We start from the raw sequence: 16,347 nt of genomic DNA, 5'->3' as shown, positions 1-16,347 counted from the left end.
TTACTTACTTGATGTTATTATACTTTAAATTTACTCGTCATTTCTTGTAGTTTTTCTATCGTCTCTTCTAATTTTTAATTAGCTAAACAAATTTATTCCATAATAAAAAATAAAATAAGAGAAGTTCAATATAACAAGTATACTGAATTTCTCTTATTTTTCATTTCGAAAATCTGATATTGTCATTACTTTTGTAGCAAGAAGCATAAGATGGCCGTTTTAGTGTGGTCTATGAGTATAGTGAATTTTCAAAACTAAAGAAAGTTGCATGATTTTTAAAAATGATACCTAATTAGGTTTATTTGGTGTACGCATTTTTAAGGATAAACAGTATTTTAAGAGTTTTTTAGTTTATTTGAACGGAAGTTCATTTTGTTTCCGTTTTTAAGTTGATGGGCATGTAAAATGACCCCTATTAGGAATTCCTGAGTTCGGTATCCTTAACTTATATCGACTTATCTAATTAAAAAACTGCTTATGGTTTTCATATTATATTGGAAATCTAACCTCTTTTCTTTAGGTAGATAAGAAGTTGTCTGACGCTTGATAATCATAAATCTTTTCACGAATAGCGGATGCAATAAATTCTTCAATAGAACTGTTCGTTTCTTTTACAATGTTTGTGATTGCATGATATTCACTGCTTGTTATCGTTACTGCCTTAGTAACACTACTGCTATCTAAATACACGCTATTATTAACACGTCTTGTTAATTTTCCTTCTATTATATATGGGGTTAAAGAATCAATCCATTCTACCTGCATTTGCATTGGTAATTGAATAATAGATTGACGTACATCAAAGTACCAAAAACCATCTTCCTCAGAAACCTTAATATTTCTTGGTGATGCATACTGTAGTACTAAGTCAATTAAGTGAAAAATGTTACTTCGCAATTGATTTGATTTAGGAAAACGAAATTTTACAAACTTTTGGTGATGACTTCTTGGTTTATCGGATAAAATATATGCAGGCTTATACCCCATTTTAATTGAATCTTCTAGTGTCATATTGTTTCCAAACTCATCCATAAGCACAATATCCCCGCGCTTCGGAATGGATATAATGCGTGCTAATTTATTACCTTCCATAAATTTTTGGAACAATACTACATTATATTTTTGTGAGAATGTATATAGCGTATTGGCCTGATCCAATTGCTGTACCAATCCGTGTATTTCTTCCTCATTTACAAATTTGGTCTCACGATTACGATGTTTCTGTATAGTACAAGTCAACACTCCTTCTTCTATCCACTTTTCAAGTTGATACATGCTCACATTATAATCTTTTGCTGCCTGATATAAGGTAATTCCTTCTGTTTCACGATCTTCTTTGAGCTTTTCTATGTCTTCTCGCTTAAATAAAAAGCTACCATCTAAACGCCAGGTCTCTCGATTAATGGGATTTAATTGTCCTTGTTTCATAAGAGTACTAAAAATGAAGCTACTAATTCCTAAATAAGCTTTTACTTCATTCGTATTCATATTTATTTCCTGTCTTTCAAACATACTGTTCCCTCCTATGTGTAAACTTCTGTTATGTGAAATCAATAATTTTATTATGTAAAGTTAAATTGATGAAAATATATAATGTAAATTAAATTATAACACAATTATAACTTAATTTATTTTTAAAAGTATATGAAATTAAAATTCACTTTCTAATTAAGTTATCTTTTATATAATTAGAAATTATATAAAAGATAACTTTTAAAAAAAGTTAGATAATAAGCATAGAAAATAGAACATTTTCTATACTTATTCATTAGTTTCATTTTTATAAAATTTAATCTTACTATGTAAATAACTTTTAATGTAATTCAGTTATAATAATAGATATAAAAGGAATTAATATGGAGTTGATTAACAATGAAATTTAAATTGAATACAATTCATAGTGAAACTTATTTAGAGAATATAGAGAAACAAAAGAAAAATTTCTCAAACATAATTGCGATATGGAATCAAGATTATATAAATGAAGCTGAATTTAAAAAGGAAAATAACGAAAGAGAAGATTCATATACATATGAGGGATTTTCAGATGAAGAAATATTGTATTACTATTTAAATCGGCAAACACATTTTGACCAAGAAAAACGTATAAAGGATGCATCCAGGACTCTATATGCACGTGATTTAAGCCAGTTCTATTTTTTCATCAAACAAAGTACAGAATTTCTGCATCAAGATGTTAAAGATTATGTAGTCGGCCAAGTTTGGAGGAACTTAAGAAAGCGACATATACGTAACTATCAAAAATGGTTATCCCAGGAGGCAATCTCCTATCAATCAAAAGAAAAATACAAAGCATCTACAGTTAGTCGGAAACTTGGTGTAATCCGTTCGTATTTGAAATGGCTATATGAAATTCAGTATATCCAGGAACCTCTTCATGTGGAATTTCTAAGTACGACCGTTAATAAACACGATAAACCAAAACGCGAATTATCATATGAGGAAGTGAAGCAGTTGCTTCATTACTATAAGGATAATGAAATCAATTATGCTTTATTATCGGTCCTAGCTACTACAGGGTTACGTGTTGCCGAAGTAGCCCATGCAAAGTGGGAAGATCTTGAGTATGACGCTATACGAGGACGATACTATTTAACGGTTGATACAAAGGGAGATAGTGAACGCATTGTTTCTATTAATAAGGAGATTTTTAATCGGATTGCCGCGTTCCGAGTTCGAAGAAGGTTACCTATAGACATTGGGAATAGAAATGGTGGAACGTTATTTCAAACTAAGAACCATACTGCTTATAGAGATAATTACTTGTCACAATATATTTCTAAAATCATAAAGGATACTCAGTTACCTTTTACAAAGAATATCCGAATTACTCCCCATTTCTTTAGACATTTTTATGTACAGTACTTGTATGATTACAAGGGATTACCACCTCATGTCATCGCAGCTGCAGTCGGTCATAAAAATGATCGGACTACAAAAGAAAATTATCTGAAGCAAAGATTGACAAAAGATAATGATGCCGGCAATCTAATTTTAGAAGATGAATTTTAATTTTAATGCCTTATTTAGTATTACAGGACTTTATACCGGCGTGTTTAGTTGTATAATTTTTACATAGCTAAAATTGAGTTTTTGACCATTTATTTATGTTTACTACTACAATTATTCATTAGTTCTTCGCCAAGATTCCCTAGGGATTTTCGTATCTATAGGGAATCGTGTAGAGCCTTGTTGAATTCTTAGTTAGCAGTACCTACAATCAAAAAGTAACACATTTATAAAAGAGGAGTGCTAGTTAAACGATCTAACTAGCACTCTTTTTTTATTGTGTAATTTCATAGTAATCATAAATTATTAATACTCATGGCAATTAATATAATTGAAGTTCATCTTGAATCGAAAGACTCATAAAAAATGCCATCCTTTCTGCATATTTCTACAAAAAGAATAGCGGTTTTTTCGCTATATGGATACAAATTTAATCTTAACTCGATGGTGATGTGGCAAGACATGTTTTTTGCAGCGAAAAAAATACAGAGTTGGGCAGTACATTAAATTCGAATTTTTGATTAAACATTCATTGGGGTTTAATCAGGGATGGCTTGACTTGGAGACTCTGCAGGCATGGTTTTCCTGCCAAGAACCCAGATATCAAAAAGATTGTCAGGATTCGAACAAGTCTATCACGCCTACCTCTCCAAATAAAGCCGTGTTGTATATCGATGAATAGAAATTCTGCAACATTCTGTATTTTTATTTTGCAATAAACAGAGACCCATCCTTATATTTTTTCCTTTATATACATTTTTCTAATCGTTTTGGGTTAAGTTATTTCTAGAGGGGACATAGCAATTTCAATGAGTATATTTATATATTACTGTTCGTAAAATTTGGAATGTGAATTTTTTGAATATATTACATATTTTATTCCTGAAGGGAAGGGTATTGTCAATTGAAACAGCATGAAAAAATCCCTTGTTATCCTATAAAATCTTTGCATGACCTTATTCAATTGCTAAAGAAATCTGGAGATTTCACTGAATTAAAAATCCATTCGGATAATTCTCCTGTAGTGGTCTCATATTTTCGGACATTGATTGATGTAAATATGTTACAAGAAGATGTTTTACCGTACATTAAAGAAAAACCTTTCAATTCACTACAAGATATTCAAGCTGCTTTACCAATTGGAGTTGCAAAAGTAACAAAACAAATAGAAGACATTCAGAATGATATTTTAGACGGGTATATACTAATTCAAATAGATAAAGATGTATCAAGTGGTTTGTTAATAAATATATCAAAAAAAGAAGGCAGGGATATTTCAAAAGCTGAAATTGAATATAATATTGTAGGCCCACAAATCGCATTTGTTGAAGATCTGGATACAAATTTGAATTTGCTGCGCAGAAGGCTTCCAACGCCGTTTCTCCAGGTAGAAGCATTGAGAGTAGGAGATCTTTCTAATACCTCTGTGGCGGTAGTATTTATTGAAGGAATTGCAAACAATCAAAATGTAGAGGAAATCATAAAACGGGTAAGTAAAGTTAAAATAGACCACGTTCTTGATAGTACTTACTTAGCCCGACTAATTGTAGATAATCCAAATTCTATTTTTCCACACTTCCTTAATACAGAGCGTCCAGATCGTGTAGCTGCTGTTTTGGCAGAAGGAAAGGTTGCACTATTTGTAGATGGCTCACCGTTTGCTATTACACTCCCTACGACATTGATTGAATTTTTTTCTACAACAGAAGACTATACTATGCCTTGGGTTTTAGCTTCTTTTTTTCGGCTGTTAAGAATTTTTGCTTTTATATTTTCCGTTTTAACTACTCCCTTATATGTTGCAATATTAACATATCATTACGAGCTTATTCCGAAAGAACTTCTTGAAACATTGGTGATTTCTAGAAGTAAGATACCTTTCCCTCCAGTAATCGAAGCATTTTTTTTAGAAATAACTATTGAATTACTGAGAGAAGCAGGGGCGCGCTTACCAACTAAAGTTGGATTAACCGTAGGTATAGTAGGTGGTATTGTAATTGGACAAGCATCGGTACAAGCCAGTCTTACAAGTAACGTGCTTATCATTATTGTTGCTCTTTCTGCTCTTACATCATTTACAACTCCAATTTATAGAATTGGTATTACAATTCGAGTAATCCGCTTTCCATTTATAGTAGCAGCACAACTACTAGGGCTACTAGGGATTGTTATAGCAAGTTCTTTTCTTCTAACACATTTATTACGTACAAAATCGTTAAAACGTCCTTATTTATTCCCTTTTTATCCTACAAGACTGGCAGATTGGAAAGACAGCATTATTCGTATGCCAATCTCATCAATGTTTGAGCGACCTTTATTTTCAAGAAGCAAACAGCGCATGCGTTTTAATCCCGAAGACGCAAAGAAAAATGAAATTTTATCACGAAATGATTTTGATGATTGAATCTAACATGGAGGAACGTTATGAAGAACATTCCAACTGAGTATCAAGTCTCCCCATTTGTAGTATTTTTTTTAATTTGTACTATGCAAATGGGAGTGGGTATGCTTGGTTTTGAAAGAGTGAGTGCAAAGTTAGTAGGAAACGATGCGTGGATAAGTACCCTATTTTTTGGATTGTCTGTTAACCTCATGATTTGGATTATATATCAAATTTTGAATCAAGGTAATGGGGACATTATCATAATCCAACAGAATGTCTTTGGAAAATGGATTGGCGGAGTATTCAACCTCATTTTTCTAGGATATGTGTTAATGCTGGGTGCAACAACATTACACAGCTATATTGAGGTAGTACATGTTTGGATGTTTCCTTCTATGCCTACGTGGATTCTTTCAGGGGTTTTTTTGATTTTATGTTACTACATTGTAACAGGAGGATTTCGTGTAGTTGCAGGCATTGGTTTTTTTGGAATTGTCATTCCAAGCATACTGTTCTTTACATTTTTTTATCCTTTGCAATACGCAGATTTTCGAAATCTATTTCCAATATGGCAGCATTCATTTCAAGAAATTATTAAGGGAATGAAAGGAACTATGTTCAGCTATCTAGGATTTGAAATGTTATTGATTTATTATCCCTTTATTAAAAATGCGCGAACCTCTCAGAGATATGCGCACTACGGGAATTTAGTAACGACGGTTATATACACATACCTTATGATTTTATCACTTGCATTTTTTAGTGAAAAACAACTTTCTAGTGCTATATGGGCATATTTGAGTATGACCAAAATCATCCAGCTTCCCTTTATAGAGCGATTTGAGTACATAATAATCTCTGTCTGGGCGTTTTTTATATTACCGAATATGGCCATAACATTATGGGGAGTAAGTCGTGGCATAAAAGAGACATTGAGGATAAAACAAAAATATGTTTTGCCGTTTCTTCTTCTATTTATCTTCATTTTAACATTTTTCTTGAATAATCGTAATAAGCTGAATTTGTTAAATGGTTGGGTAGGCCAAGCTGGCTTTATTTACATATATATGTACCTTCCTATATTTTGGATTATCCAAACCATTCGAATAAAATTAAGGAGATAAAGATGAAACAGTGGGTATTTTTTCTGATATTAAGTGTCCTCTTAACAGGGTGTGCTAAAACTAAAATTGTTGATGACATCGATTTAATTCAAGTTGCTTCATATGATTTAGAGGCTGAAGATAAAATAAGAGGAACGTTTGCGATTTCGGCGTATACAAGTAGTGGCGGTGGACAAACAAAAATTTATTCAGCATCGGGGAAGAGTAGTAAAGAAATTCTGGCAAGAGCATCTGAACAATCTTCTGGACCTCTAGAGTTAGGTCAATTACGCATGATTATATTTGATAAAAAATTAGCTAAAAAGGGAATGAAAGAAATTTTAGAAACTATGAACCGAATCCCAAGTATCGGAAATGCAATCTATTTAGCGATTGCAAATGAAGGAGGGGAGACACTTTTAAGAGGAACTTACTCTAAAGAAAAAGGGGTTTCCACCTATTTATCTTCCTTAATTGAGCAAAATATTAAGAATGGGGTACAACCAAAAACAAATTTTTATTTATTTTTAAATCAACTTTATGATGATGCGAGAGATTCATATTTGCCCCTAATTTCAAAAAAAGGAAACTTATTAGAGTTAAATGGCGTGGCTTTATTTAAAAGGTATAGGATGGTTGATACGCTCTCATCTAAAGATTTGTTTATATTCAAAGTGTTGACCGATAAATTTAAAAGTGGAACGTACCAATCCCACCTCCCTGGTTTTTCTGATAATTATGCCACGATAGAAAATATTAAATCTGGAACAAAATACAAAATGAAGGGGAATAGCCGGAATCCATTCATAGATGCCCATATTCAAGTGACGGGTGAAATTCAGGAATTGACAAAAACAAAAAACTTGGATAATGCCAAAGAAATACGAAGGCTAGAAAAGATAATGGAAAATGAAATAGAGCAAAAGGCAACCAAATTAATAAAAAGATTTATCAATAAAGGAACAGATCCTATAGGTCTTAGAAAATTTGGTAGGACTCAAACAAAAAAGTGGAACGATAAAGAGTGGGAAAACTCCTATAAGCATTTACGTTTTCATGTAACCGCGGATGTGAAAATTATCCAATCTGGTGTGACAGAATAAAAAGTCACATAAGGTATGAAAACAGGAAAGCATCTCATGAAAAGTTGAGATGCTTGGTTGAGTATATTTAATAATTTTTATACATGTACAGCTGTACCACTTACAGCAATCATTAGAATTCCGTCACGAACCACTTCATAGTTTACATCAATCCCAACAATTGCATTTGCGCCTTTTTGTTTTGCAAGCTGTTTCATTTCTTTCATCGCAATATCACGTGCTTCCTTCAATTTCCTTTCGGATGATTCTGCTTCACGATGTTGTTCAGATATTTGATTTGTCTCACTCGGGTGCCTTTCGGCATCTTTTTTCGTTATGGGGGTAATGATTTGTCTTAGCTTGATGGGCATGTGGTGCTACCCCACATCCATCAACTTAAGGTATCTTTTTATACAAAATGTGGTTTTTTCACGTAGTCTTTTATTATCTTTTATAGATAGCATAAAAGTAGGCACATCAAATAAACCCTGACGGGTTTCAAATTTTTCGCTATGCTACCTGATGGGCAGAAGTGGTATACTCATACACAACACCTAAAATATCAAAGACTGTTTTTTTCTCATATCTGTGAGATTTTCGTCCGTTTCGCTGTAGGAGGTTAAACAGACGAAGGAGAATCTTTGATAATTCTTGGGTGTTTTTATGTAGTGCTTGATGAAAAAGTAAGAAATAATCTTTAATTATGTACATCGCTTTATATTCACTTAGTTCTTTCTGTTTCTTACGTAACAGGAGTTCTCTCATTTTAAACATAGTAGAAGAACATAATAGGATACTAATGAGTTGTCCATAAAGGTGGCATTCTAATCGCTCTTGTTTAATAGATTTACAACGATGAATTCGAAACCAAGATTTCCATATTTTAAATAACAGCTCAATTTGCCAACGCAGTGAATATAAATCATAAATTTTCTCTTTCGGTACCCATTCCGTAGGAATGTTTGTCATATATACCGTAATTCCTTGTAAAAGTTTCGTACGCTCTGTATATGTAATCCCTTTTTTCTTTTCACGAATAGCTCGATCATGTAGACGTTTCTGTTTTTGCTCCTCTGTACATCTATAAACCACAATGCGAGTGGGTAGTTTGTCTTTGCTCCCTACATATACATCATGTAATTCATACACTTGGCCAGGTTGTAATTGGTTCATGATGTCTTCCAAATGAATTTGTTTATATACCGGTCTCAATTGAGCAGGTTTTGTTTTAAATACCACTGTTTCGAATTCTTTTCTATATATTTTAGTTGGTAATTTAAGACGTGATAAATAATACCCTTCCTTATCTTGGATCGATTTAAAGTCTTGTAAACGAAAGTACCCTAAGTCACGAATATACAGTTCATTCTTTTGTGTCATGTCCATTCGAGTCGCCCCATATGCCTGATCACTTCGTTTTCCTGGTTCAATTTTCACATCAGAAAACTCTCCACTCAACAAGTCATACTCTAATTGAATTTTCACACCAGCTGTATGACTACAGCCTCCGGCACCAGGATAAGTAGCTGCGAATCGATCTGGAACTTGAAAGGTTGTAGAATCAAGGATGCGGATCCGCTCAAAGTAAGCAGAAAGAGAATGAGAAATTGTAGATGATCCTCCAATTTTAGCTTGTAGAAGTGTAGTAAATACATTTCGAAAGAAAGCTACAGAAGCCGAGTTAAATCGTCGATTCAGTCCCTCAGGACTTAATAAAATTCCTGTTGAAGTTTCTAATTGACTACAAAGTTGAGTAAGAGAGGTTGTAGCGATTTGTTGATTTAACCATACACACAAAGATAAAAAATGGTGCCCATGGCACTTACGTTTTCGTTTCATTCCACCTGCTTCTATAGCTAATTGATTAAGTGTAGCGGGAGACATATATCGATATAACTCTTCGGCAAATAAAGACAGCTCTTGTTTTTGATGCATATTCATAAAAAGCACGTCACCCTTTCTCATTAACATAAGAGAATAGTAACGTGCTTTTAAGTTTAAGAATAGTCTAAATCCTTAAGTTGATGGATGTGTGACGGTACCCCTAAATGCGGTGTATCGTTTTATCTGAGTAGCTACGCTGCTCTTTTAAAATAGAAAAATGCTCTTCAAAATCATCTGAAGTAAGTGAAGGCCAGATATTACTTGTAGATAGTTTTTTGGACTTTAGCAGCCATTTGCCAAAGTCCTCAATATCATAAATATATCTTTTAAACGAAATAGTTATTAGGCCATTTATTAATAACGAGTACCATCTATGCTTCTATAGAATGTATCCATTTCTAAAACATTCGCGTTCTTGCTTAAAGACTTTATCACAACAAAAGGAGCTAAACTATAGATATTAGCTCCTCTTATTTGCAAATTATTTAATAATAAAGGATACGATTACTAAAATGACAAGCAGAATTCCACCTAATAATTGTCCTAATCCAGAAGCCTCTCCAAGAATCAACAAATTGAAAAGATTCTTTCTTGTTTGGGTTTTTCCAACGAATGCATCATCTTTTTTCATTCTATATACGCCCCATAAGATTAATACCACTCCAAAAACGATACCGAATAATTTTAACGCCATTATATTTACCTCCACTTATTATACATATATTGAATTTTTTCTTAGTCATTTTTTAGTTGCTGTTACAACTATGAACAACACTTTTTTATTATTTCTAAAAATTTATTATCACTTCTTATGATCTTAGTATTACATTTAAACATTAAACAAACTATCTACTAACCTTACATAAAGGTGACAATTCAGTAAGGTTAGTAAAACAAACAAGCTATCTACAAAAGCCTTTGTTTCTTGTTGTAGATATATATAAATACTTTACAACCTCCGTTACGGTTGCGTCATTTTCCCTGATAAGTAGAACAAACATTTTAACAATATGATACTTAGGCATATTAGCTAATAAACTTTATGAACTTATATTTTTTATTCAATCTAAAGAAATCTTTCAGCAAATATACAATTGTTATGATCGCCATTATCCCATTAACTGTAAGAGCTATTTCAACCGATAATTAACAATAAAGGAGTGGTAGCTAAGATACCTATCCAACCAAAAGCATTTTCAACAAACCAAGGTAAAAATGGCAGGGCTGAAGAAAATATAAATAGATTCAAAACTAAAAGAAATAATTGTACGAGAGATAATCTTATATGTAGTTGTTTCATTTTGTTACACCTCTGATACCATACAAATTTAATTATGTCTTATTTTTTAATGGTGGTCATTTTTGTACAGTAAAGAATTCTCAAGGCCTCATAGCATGATTTCAATTGAGTAAAAATATCTATGTTTTATTCAGTCTCAAAGAATCGAATTGGAAGCAATAATAGGGAGTATACCTAAAAAAACTAAAACGGATCATAACATGGAAAATAAACTCAGTCCATGTCATAACCCATTTTTATACGTATAGGCTAACTTTTCAAACTATCATTATGTTATTACATTTTATGTCCCCATTGGTCAAAGTGATAATCTTTACCGTCGATTTTAAACCAACCGTCTGCATAAAGGGAACCATCTTCTCTAGCACAATACCAAAGGTATCCGTATGCAAGAGGAATAGGTCTATATCCCCCACCAACTTGGAACCATCCTGTTTTAGCTGCCCCTTTCTCATCGAAGTAATAATACTTACCATCGATAGTTTGCCAGCCTGTTTGTGCTACGCCGTTATTGTCAAAATGGTATATCTTACCATCTGTTTTTTCAAACCCTGCTCGTTTAGCTGATCCGTCTTCATGAATATAATATCTTTTTCCGTCAATGTCTCTATAATCATTGAACGTGTCATTGAGACCATTTGTGAAATAGTAGTTCTTACCGTCTATCACTTTCCAACCAGTATAGGAAATTCCATCTTCTAAACTATAATATGCCAGTGTTTTCTCATTTTTGTTGATCCCTGTTTTCAAAATCGAACCGTCTTTATTAAATGCTAATATTTTATTGTCAAACTTAACATTAATAGCGCTGTCTATAACTTTTCCATTTAGATTAGAAACTCTCTCAAGCACACCTTTGTCGGAAAAGTGAAGGATGACCTTTTGATCTTCTAGACGTAGTATTTCATTTTTAAGGGCCACAGTACCTTCGAAATAATAAATTTTACCATCGATTTCCCGCAAACCCTTTTCAATAAGTGCTCCAGAAGCATCGGAATAGGAACGACCATCATAGCCACTCTTACTCCATACTGATCGTTGCAAAGCGCCAGAATCATCGAAAGTATAAAACTTACCCTCAATCCGTACATCAGCTTTATTTCTCGCCGTAGCTAATTCGCCATTAGACGGATCAAAATAATAAGTCTTCCCCTTAATGTCTTGCCAGCCTGTCAAAAGGGCTCCTTCAGCATCTGAAAAATAATAAGCAGAACCTTGGTTTACCCAACTGTTCTTTATTACATTTCCAGAAGAATCTTTTGCAATCAATTTAGTAGAATCTTTTTCATCAGCTACAAACTGTACTTCGTCATACTTCTGTCTCTCATTTTCTTTACCCGGATACCACTCTATTAACCAATTGTGAATTTCATTGTTGCTTTTATCATCGAAACGAATTTCAGAGTAGAAACGCTCACCAGTACCGAACTTTGAAGTATCCCTATCAGCAGCTAAACTTACTCCATTCTTGTTATTTAAACGGAACTGAACTGTACCAGCATCAGAATTTTCTATCTGAACAAGTTCAAACACTTCATCATCGCCAAGCGAATCGGAATATTGAAGTTCGTTTCCTTCTTTTCCTGAAAGGTATTTTGAACCTGTTTTTACGATTACTTTATTCGTTCCTTTTTTATAAGGGATAATTTGATAAGGTTTACCATCATTTAGTCTAATGAATGGCAGTAGCAGACCTGTCTCTATGACGTTAGTACGCTCCGCCAATACATCAGATAATCGATCATAAAAATCTGCACGAGCTTTAGGATCATTAGTAACATAGTTGTCAAGGACATCTTTAGATACTGGCTTTGAAGTCAATGTTATCAATTGTTTTTGCTTATCTGATAATTTATTTGCTATCTGATCAAATAGGTAATCCGAATTTCTAGCAACCACATCCCAATCTAGAGTCCAGCTTTCTGCATATTTTTTATAAAGTGGACCAAGAAATCTCGGGTTTTTACCAGATGCTTTTTCTACATATGCATGTTGGCCTTGATTTATCACAACTCCGGTCTTTCCTTCTTCTAATTGTGCTTGTGTAATGTAAAGAAGATCGTGTTCTGAGACATTTGCTCCATTAGGGTTTAAATCTATAATTGCACCTGCTTCAGTAATTTTAAGCTGCTGCCCAGATCTTAGTTGATGAATTTCAATTCTTCCATTTGGATAGCGTACTTTAACTGGTTTAAGAAAATTCAAATCACCTTGTGTATGATACATGGAAATATTAAATTCCCCAGATGTAAAACTAGGAGCCTGGTAAGTTTCGTTTTCTGCATATACATCAATGTGAGTGCCTGGGTCTACTTTCTCTGGGGATATTCCAAGTACTTCATAAGTGTTTGCTACAGCACCTAATACAGTAATACTTATATCTAATACCGCACCTATCCCTGCGCTAGCCTTATTTTCTGCAATCGGTGCCATAGAAAAAAGAATTCCTAATGCTGCTGTTGCAGGGATTACCTTCTTTCCAATTCCTACAGGGAGGATCTTTTTTACCCTTTTTGTTTCTTTTCCATTCATAATGTCATTCCTCGCTTTTTATTTGTTTTTTATCTACATACTTAATCCGAATTTCGCGTTCGGAAGTTCAGTTTAATTTAAATACCTTTCAAATCTCTTGCATAAATGTTACAAAAGTCTTTCATGAAATTACAAATAAATCAGATTTCTGCTGAATTTCTCAATATCGTAAACGAATTTTGACCTCTTTAATTCACTAACAAAGAGGGTGTTACCAAACAACACTTCTGCTTCTTTACAGTTATTTTTAGGAATGCAGCTCGTTCTTGCCTTCTCTAAATCTTCACGCAACTATCCCTTCTTCCATACATTCTACAAAACAAAAAAACAGGTGATAGATTTCAACTCTATCACCTGTTTTTATTATTTCTTATTTTGCAAAATAAGCTGCACCAAAGTTTTCATTAAATCTCTTACACCATACAGAAACTGCACCGTATGTACTTACATCTATCTCATTAGGAATTTCATAGTTTTGATCACCTTTGTTTCCCTTTAATTTTCCTAATTCAATATACTTATAATTTTTAACATCCTCATTATTTTTCAATTGCTTCGTAGGAACCAACACAACTCGAACGTCCGGGCCATTAGAAGTTGAAAAATTAGTAAGGCGTAAAATACGTTTTCCATCAGCTAATTGATAGATTGTTGTTACTCCAGTTGTTTCATGGACACCGTTCTGAAACTGTCCTTTGGTTACTATTTGTTCTTGTAGTTGAGATTCTTTTGATTTTATTTCTGTTTGTGGCAATGCTTGATTCACTTGCTTATCAATAAATAGTTTTTCAGGACGGAATAAAAGCAATAAAATTTCCCCAACTATTAGGAATCCCCCGATAAACAATACATATTTTATTTTCATAAAGTAAAGCTCCTCCTCTAACATAATGCTTACATGTATGTTAACAAGGAAGTCTATCATTTCGATAACATAACTATTACAAAAGTCTTGCAGCGATCTTATTTTTTTTCTGAAGTAATGGGAAGAGTAAACCAAAATTCACATCCCTGCTTACCATCCGAACGATCTCGAACGCCAACTTCTCCTTTGTGCAATTCAATTAATGATTTTACAATGGCTAATCCGAGCCCTGAACCTCCAGATTGTGAACTTCTTGATGGGTCAGTTCTGAAAAAGCGTTCAAATATGCGCAATTTATCATTAGGGGAAATGCCTTCTCCTTCATCACGCAAAATAAATTTGACTTGTTGCCTCTGTTTATTGTCTTCTACAATCAACTCGATTTTTCCAGATACAGGGGAATGTCGGATTGCATTGTTTAACAAATTACCGATAACTCGTGCTATTTTACATGGCATAATCCAAAGTCGAGGTAATGTGTCGGAAACATGTAATTGTAAATGGATATGTTTCTCCTCTAATAAGATAGAATGTGAATTTAGTACTTCTAGTAGAATGCTGTCCACATGTGATAAACTTGGATAAAACTCTTCTTGTCCAAGTTCTAACTTTGAAAGATCAAATAAGTCATTGATTAATCCATTTAATCGTTGTATTTCTTTTAGGATTGTCGTTATGTACTGCATTTTCATGTCAGGATCTTCAATTAAATTATCTTGTAATGCTTCTATCATCAATTGTATGCTAGCCATAGGTGTTCGTAAGTCGTGTGAAATATTCGCAATCAGCTCTGTACGTGCTTTTTCTCCTTCCTCTAACTTAGTAAACCCCTCTTCTAATTTTTTCGCCATCTGTTGAAAAGCTGTTGCTAATTCTTTAAACTCTCGTGGTTCTTTTCCTATTATGTATATCGTTTCAAAATGTCTATCACTAAATTGTTTTGTTAATTCAATTAAATTTTGAATAGATCTCATAATAGGGCGTGTTAGTAACCAGTAAAGAAAGGTTGAAAAAATCATTGCTATGATTGCAATTCCTGTTAATAACCGTGTTTGTTCCGGTTCAAGTAACATTTTCGTATCACTATACCATATAGCAACTACCATAACACTCGTGCTTAATAGATTCATCAGTAACAATTGATAACGTAATTTCATGTTTCATTTCCTCCATTTGAATCAAAGCTATACCCTATTCCCCAGACTGTATGAATCCAACGGTTCTTTGTTGAATTCTTCTCTAATTTTTCACGTAAACGACTCATTAACACCGTTACTGTGTTCGTACATCCTTCATAATCAAACTCCCAAATTTGTTCAAGAAGTTGTGAACGAGAAAACACTTGTTTTGGATGGGTGGCCATTATATAAAGTACCTCAAATTCTTTATTTGTTAACTCAATTTCACATCCACAAACAAGTACACACCTCTTCGTTGGATAAATCTCCAAATCTCGGAACTTTATTACTTCTGATACGGGTTCTTTCGTTTCTATAATTGTCTGATTTCCTCTTCTTAATATAATTTGAACCCTTAGTACTAATTCGCGAGGTGAAAACGGCTTTGTTACATAATCATCCGCTCCCATTGTTAAACCCAAAATTCGATCTCTTTCCTCTGCCCTAGCGGTTAACATAATAATAGGAACATTAGATTGTTGACGAATTTCCTCGCATAGTTCCCAGCCATCTTTTTTCGGCATCATCAGATCTAAAATGATTAAATCTGGTTGATATTGCTGAAATATAGACCAGCCCTCTGCTCCATTTACAGCTGTATATACTTCATACCCTTCCCTTTCTAAGTACCGTTTGCATATTTCCCTTATATTGTCTTCATCTTCTATTATTGCAATTCTTTTTTGCATTCGTAAAATCTCCTCGGTTCTTTTATTGATAACGAAAAAATATTTCTCTTATGTACTCTTAAAGAATACATAAGTTATTCATATAAACGTAACAGAATATTATTGCCAATTGAGAATAAAACACATTGAATGTACATTCAATAGAAATCATAATTATATACGCCAGATGGTCATTTTAACACAAGAATATTGTATACTTACAATCCCTAGAAGATTAAAGGTCCTGGTACAGACATGCTATGTTCTTGGAAAAATCATACATATCTTAAGGGGATCAAGTTTATGCAGTAATACCAAATAA

General features: G+C 33.3%; 12 protein-coding genes and 1 pseudogene. 4 read left to right on the top strand and 9 right to left on the bottom strand.

Going from position 1 to position 16,347, the window contains the following annotated elements; translation table 11 throughout:
- Nucleotides 1–516: 516 nt before the first annotated feature.
- On the bottom strand, nucleotides 517–1,512 hold the full coding sequence (locus QCI77_RS30060; RefSeq protein ID WP_353826081.1) for a DNA-binding protein: 996 nt from the start codon (nucleotides 1,510–1,512) through the stop codon (nucleotides 517–519).
- A gap of 360 nt (nucleotides 1,513–1,872) precedes the next feature.
- On the opposite strand from QCI77_RS30060, the gene QCI77_RS30055 reads away from it, so the two are divergent.
- From QCI77_RS30055 to QCI77_RS30040, 4 genes are all read left to right on the top strand, one after another.
- Nucleotides 1,873–3,033, top strand: a complete 1,161-nt coding sequence (locus QCI77_RS30055) for a tyrosine-type recombinase/integrase (protein ID WP_353826080.1) — start codon at nucleotides 1,873–1,875, stop codon at nucleotides 3,031–3,033.
- 901 nt (nucleotides 3,034–3,934) lie between these two features.
- Entirely contained in the window at nucleotides 3,935–5,434 is a 1,500-nt protein-coding gene (locus tag QCI77_RS30050; RefSeq protein WP_353826079.1) for a spore germination protein, read from the top strand.
- Between the two features lie 20 nt (nucleotides 5,435–5,454).
- On the top strand, nucleotides 5,455–6,537 hold the full coding sequence (locus QCI77_RS30045; RefSeq protein ID WP_193657469.1) for a GerAB/ArcD/ProY family transporter: 1,083 nt from the start codon (nucleotides 5,455–5,457) through the stop codon (nucleotides 6,535–6,537).
- Nucleotides 6,538–6,539: 2 nt separating this feature from the next.
- Nucleotides 6,540–7,619, top strand: coding sequence for a Ger(x)C family spore germination protein (locus tag QCI77_RS30040; protein WP_353826078.1), 1,080 nt, complete (start codon nucleotides 6,540–6,542; stop codon nucleotides 7,617–7,619).
- Nucleotides 7,620–7,696: 77 nt separating this feature from the next.
- Here the strand turns inward: QCI77_RS30040 and QCI77_RS30035 are convergent.
- The 8 genes and pseudogenes from QCI77_RS30035 to QCI77_RS30000 all read right to left on the bottom strand — a co-directional run.
- Nucleotides 7,697–7,858 (bottom strand): annotated as a pseudogene (locus QCI77_RS30035) (heavy metal-binding domain-containing protein); the annotation flags it as partial.
- A 250-nt stretch (nucleotides 7,859–8,108) separates the two neighbouring features.
- Complete coding sequence (locus QCI77_RS30030) at nucleotides 8,109–9,539, bottom strand: IS4-like element ISBce2 family transposase (protein WP_353826077.1); 1,431 nt, start codon at nucleotides 9,537–9,539, stop codon at nucleotides 8,109–8,111.
- A gap of 424 nt (nucleotides 9,540–9,963) precedes the next feature.
- The gene (locus QCI77_RS30025) at nucleotides 9,964–10,176 is read right to left on the bottom strand and encodes a hypothetical protein (RefSeq protein ID WP_251227736.1); all 213 of its coding nucleotides are present in this window, start codon (nucleotides 10,174–10,176) and stop codon (nucleotides 9,964–9,966) included.
- A gap of 441 nt (nucleotides 10,177–10,617) precedes the next feature.
- Nucleotides 10,618–10,782 (bottom strand): hypothetical protein, encoded by a 165-nt coding sequence (locus QCI77_RS30020; RefSeq protein WP_353826076.1) that lies wholly within the window; start codon nucleotides 10,780–10,782, stop codon nucleotides 10,618–10,620.
- A gap of 276 nt (nucleotides 10,783–11,058) precedes the next feature.
- On the bottom strand, nucleotides 11,059–13,314 hold the full coding sequence (locus tag QCI77_RS30015) for an N-acetylmuramoyl-L-alanine amidase family protein (protein ID WP_353826075.1): 2,256 nt from the start codon (nucleotides 13,312–13,314) through the stop codon (nucleotides 11,059–11,061).
- 370 nt (nucleotides 13,315–13,684) lie between these two features.
- A complete protein-coding gene (locus QCI77_RS30010) occupies nucleotides 13,685–14,179 on the bottom strand; it encodes a DM13 domain-containing protein (RefSeq protein WP_193658878.1) in 495 nt (164 codons plus the stop codon).
- Between the two features lie 98 nt (nucleotides 14,180–14,277).
- On the bottom strand, nucleotides 14,278–15,336 hold the full coding sequence (locus QCI77_RS30005; protein WP_353825376.1) for a sensor histidine kinase: 1,059 nt from the start codon (nucleotides 15,334–15,336) through the stop codon (nucleotides 14,278–14,280).
- The gene (locus QCI77_RS30000) at nucleotides 15,333–16,046 is read right to left on the bottom strand and encodes a response regulator transcription factor (protein ID WP_353826074.1); all 714 of its coding nucleotides are present in this window, start codon (nucleotides 16,044–16,046) and stop codon (nucleotides 15,333–15,335) included. Before QCI77_RS30000 ends, QCI77_RS30005 begins: the two co-directional genes overlap by 4 nt.
- Between the last annotated feature and the right edge of the window lie 301 nt (nucleotides 16,047–16,347).

Source organism: Bacillus cereus group sp. MG9 (assembly GCF_040459995.1).
GTDB classification, from domain to species: Bacteria; Bacillota; Bacilli; order Bacillales; family Bacillaceae_G; genus Bacillus_A; species Bacillus_A mycoides.
This window is presented reverse-complemented; position numbering and strand designations above follow the sequence as displayed.

Bases quoted from the DNA above. Each gene is read 5' to 3' on its own strand.
- QCI77_RS30020 (WP_353826076.1), bottom strand. From the start codon at position 10,782: ATGAAACAACTACATATAAGATTATCTCTCGTACAATTATTTCTTTTA.
- QCI77_RS30030 (WP_353826077.1), bottom strand. From the start codon at position 9,539: ATGAATATGCATCAAAAACAAGAGCTGTCTTTATTTGCCGAAGAGTTA.
- QCI77_RS30060 (WP_353826081.1), bottom strand. From the start codon at position 1,512: ATGTTTGAAAGACAGGAAATAAATATGAATACGAATGAAGTAAAAGCT.
- QCI77_RS30045 (WP_193657469.1), top strand. From the start codon at position 5,455: ATGAAGAACATTCCAACTGAGTATCAAGTCTCCCCATTTGTAGTATTT.
- QCI77_RS30055 (WP_353826080.1), top strand. From the start codon at position 1,873: ATGAAATTTAAATTGAATACAATTCATAGTGAAACTTATTTAGAGAAT.
- QCI77_RS30040 (WP_353826078.1), top strand. From the start codon at position 6,540: ATGAAACAGTGGGTATTTTTTCTGATATTAAGTGTCCTCTTAACAGGG.
- QCI77_RS30015 (WP_353826075.1), bottom strand. From the start codon at position 13,314: ATGAATGGAAAAGAAACAAAAAGGGTAAAAAAGATCCTCCCTGTAGGA.
- QCI77_RS30000 (WP_353826074.1), bottom strand. From the start codon at position 16,046: ATGCAAAAAAGAATTGCAATAATAGAAGATGAAGACAATATAAGGGAA.
- QCI77_RS30005 (WP_353825376.1), bottom strand. From the start codon at position 15,336: ATGAAATTACGTTATCAATTGTTACTGATGAATCTATTAAGCACGAGT.
- QCI77_RS30010 (WP_193658878.1), bottom strand. From the start codon at position 14,179: ATGAAAATAAAATATGTATTGTTTATCGGGGGATTCCTAATAGTTGGG.
- QCI77_RS30025 (WP_251227736.1), bottom strand. From the start codon at position 10,176: ATGGCGTTAAAATTATTCGGTATCGTTTTTGGAGTGGTATTAATCTTA.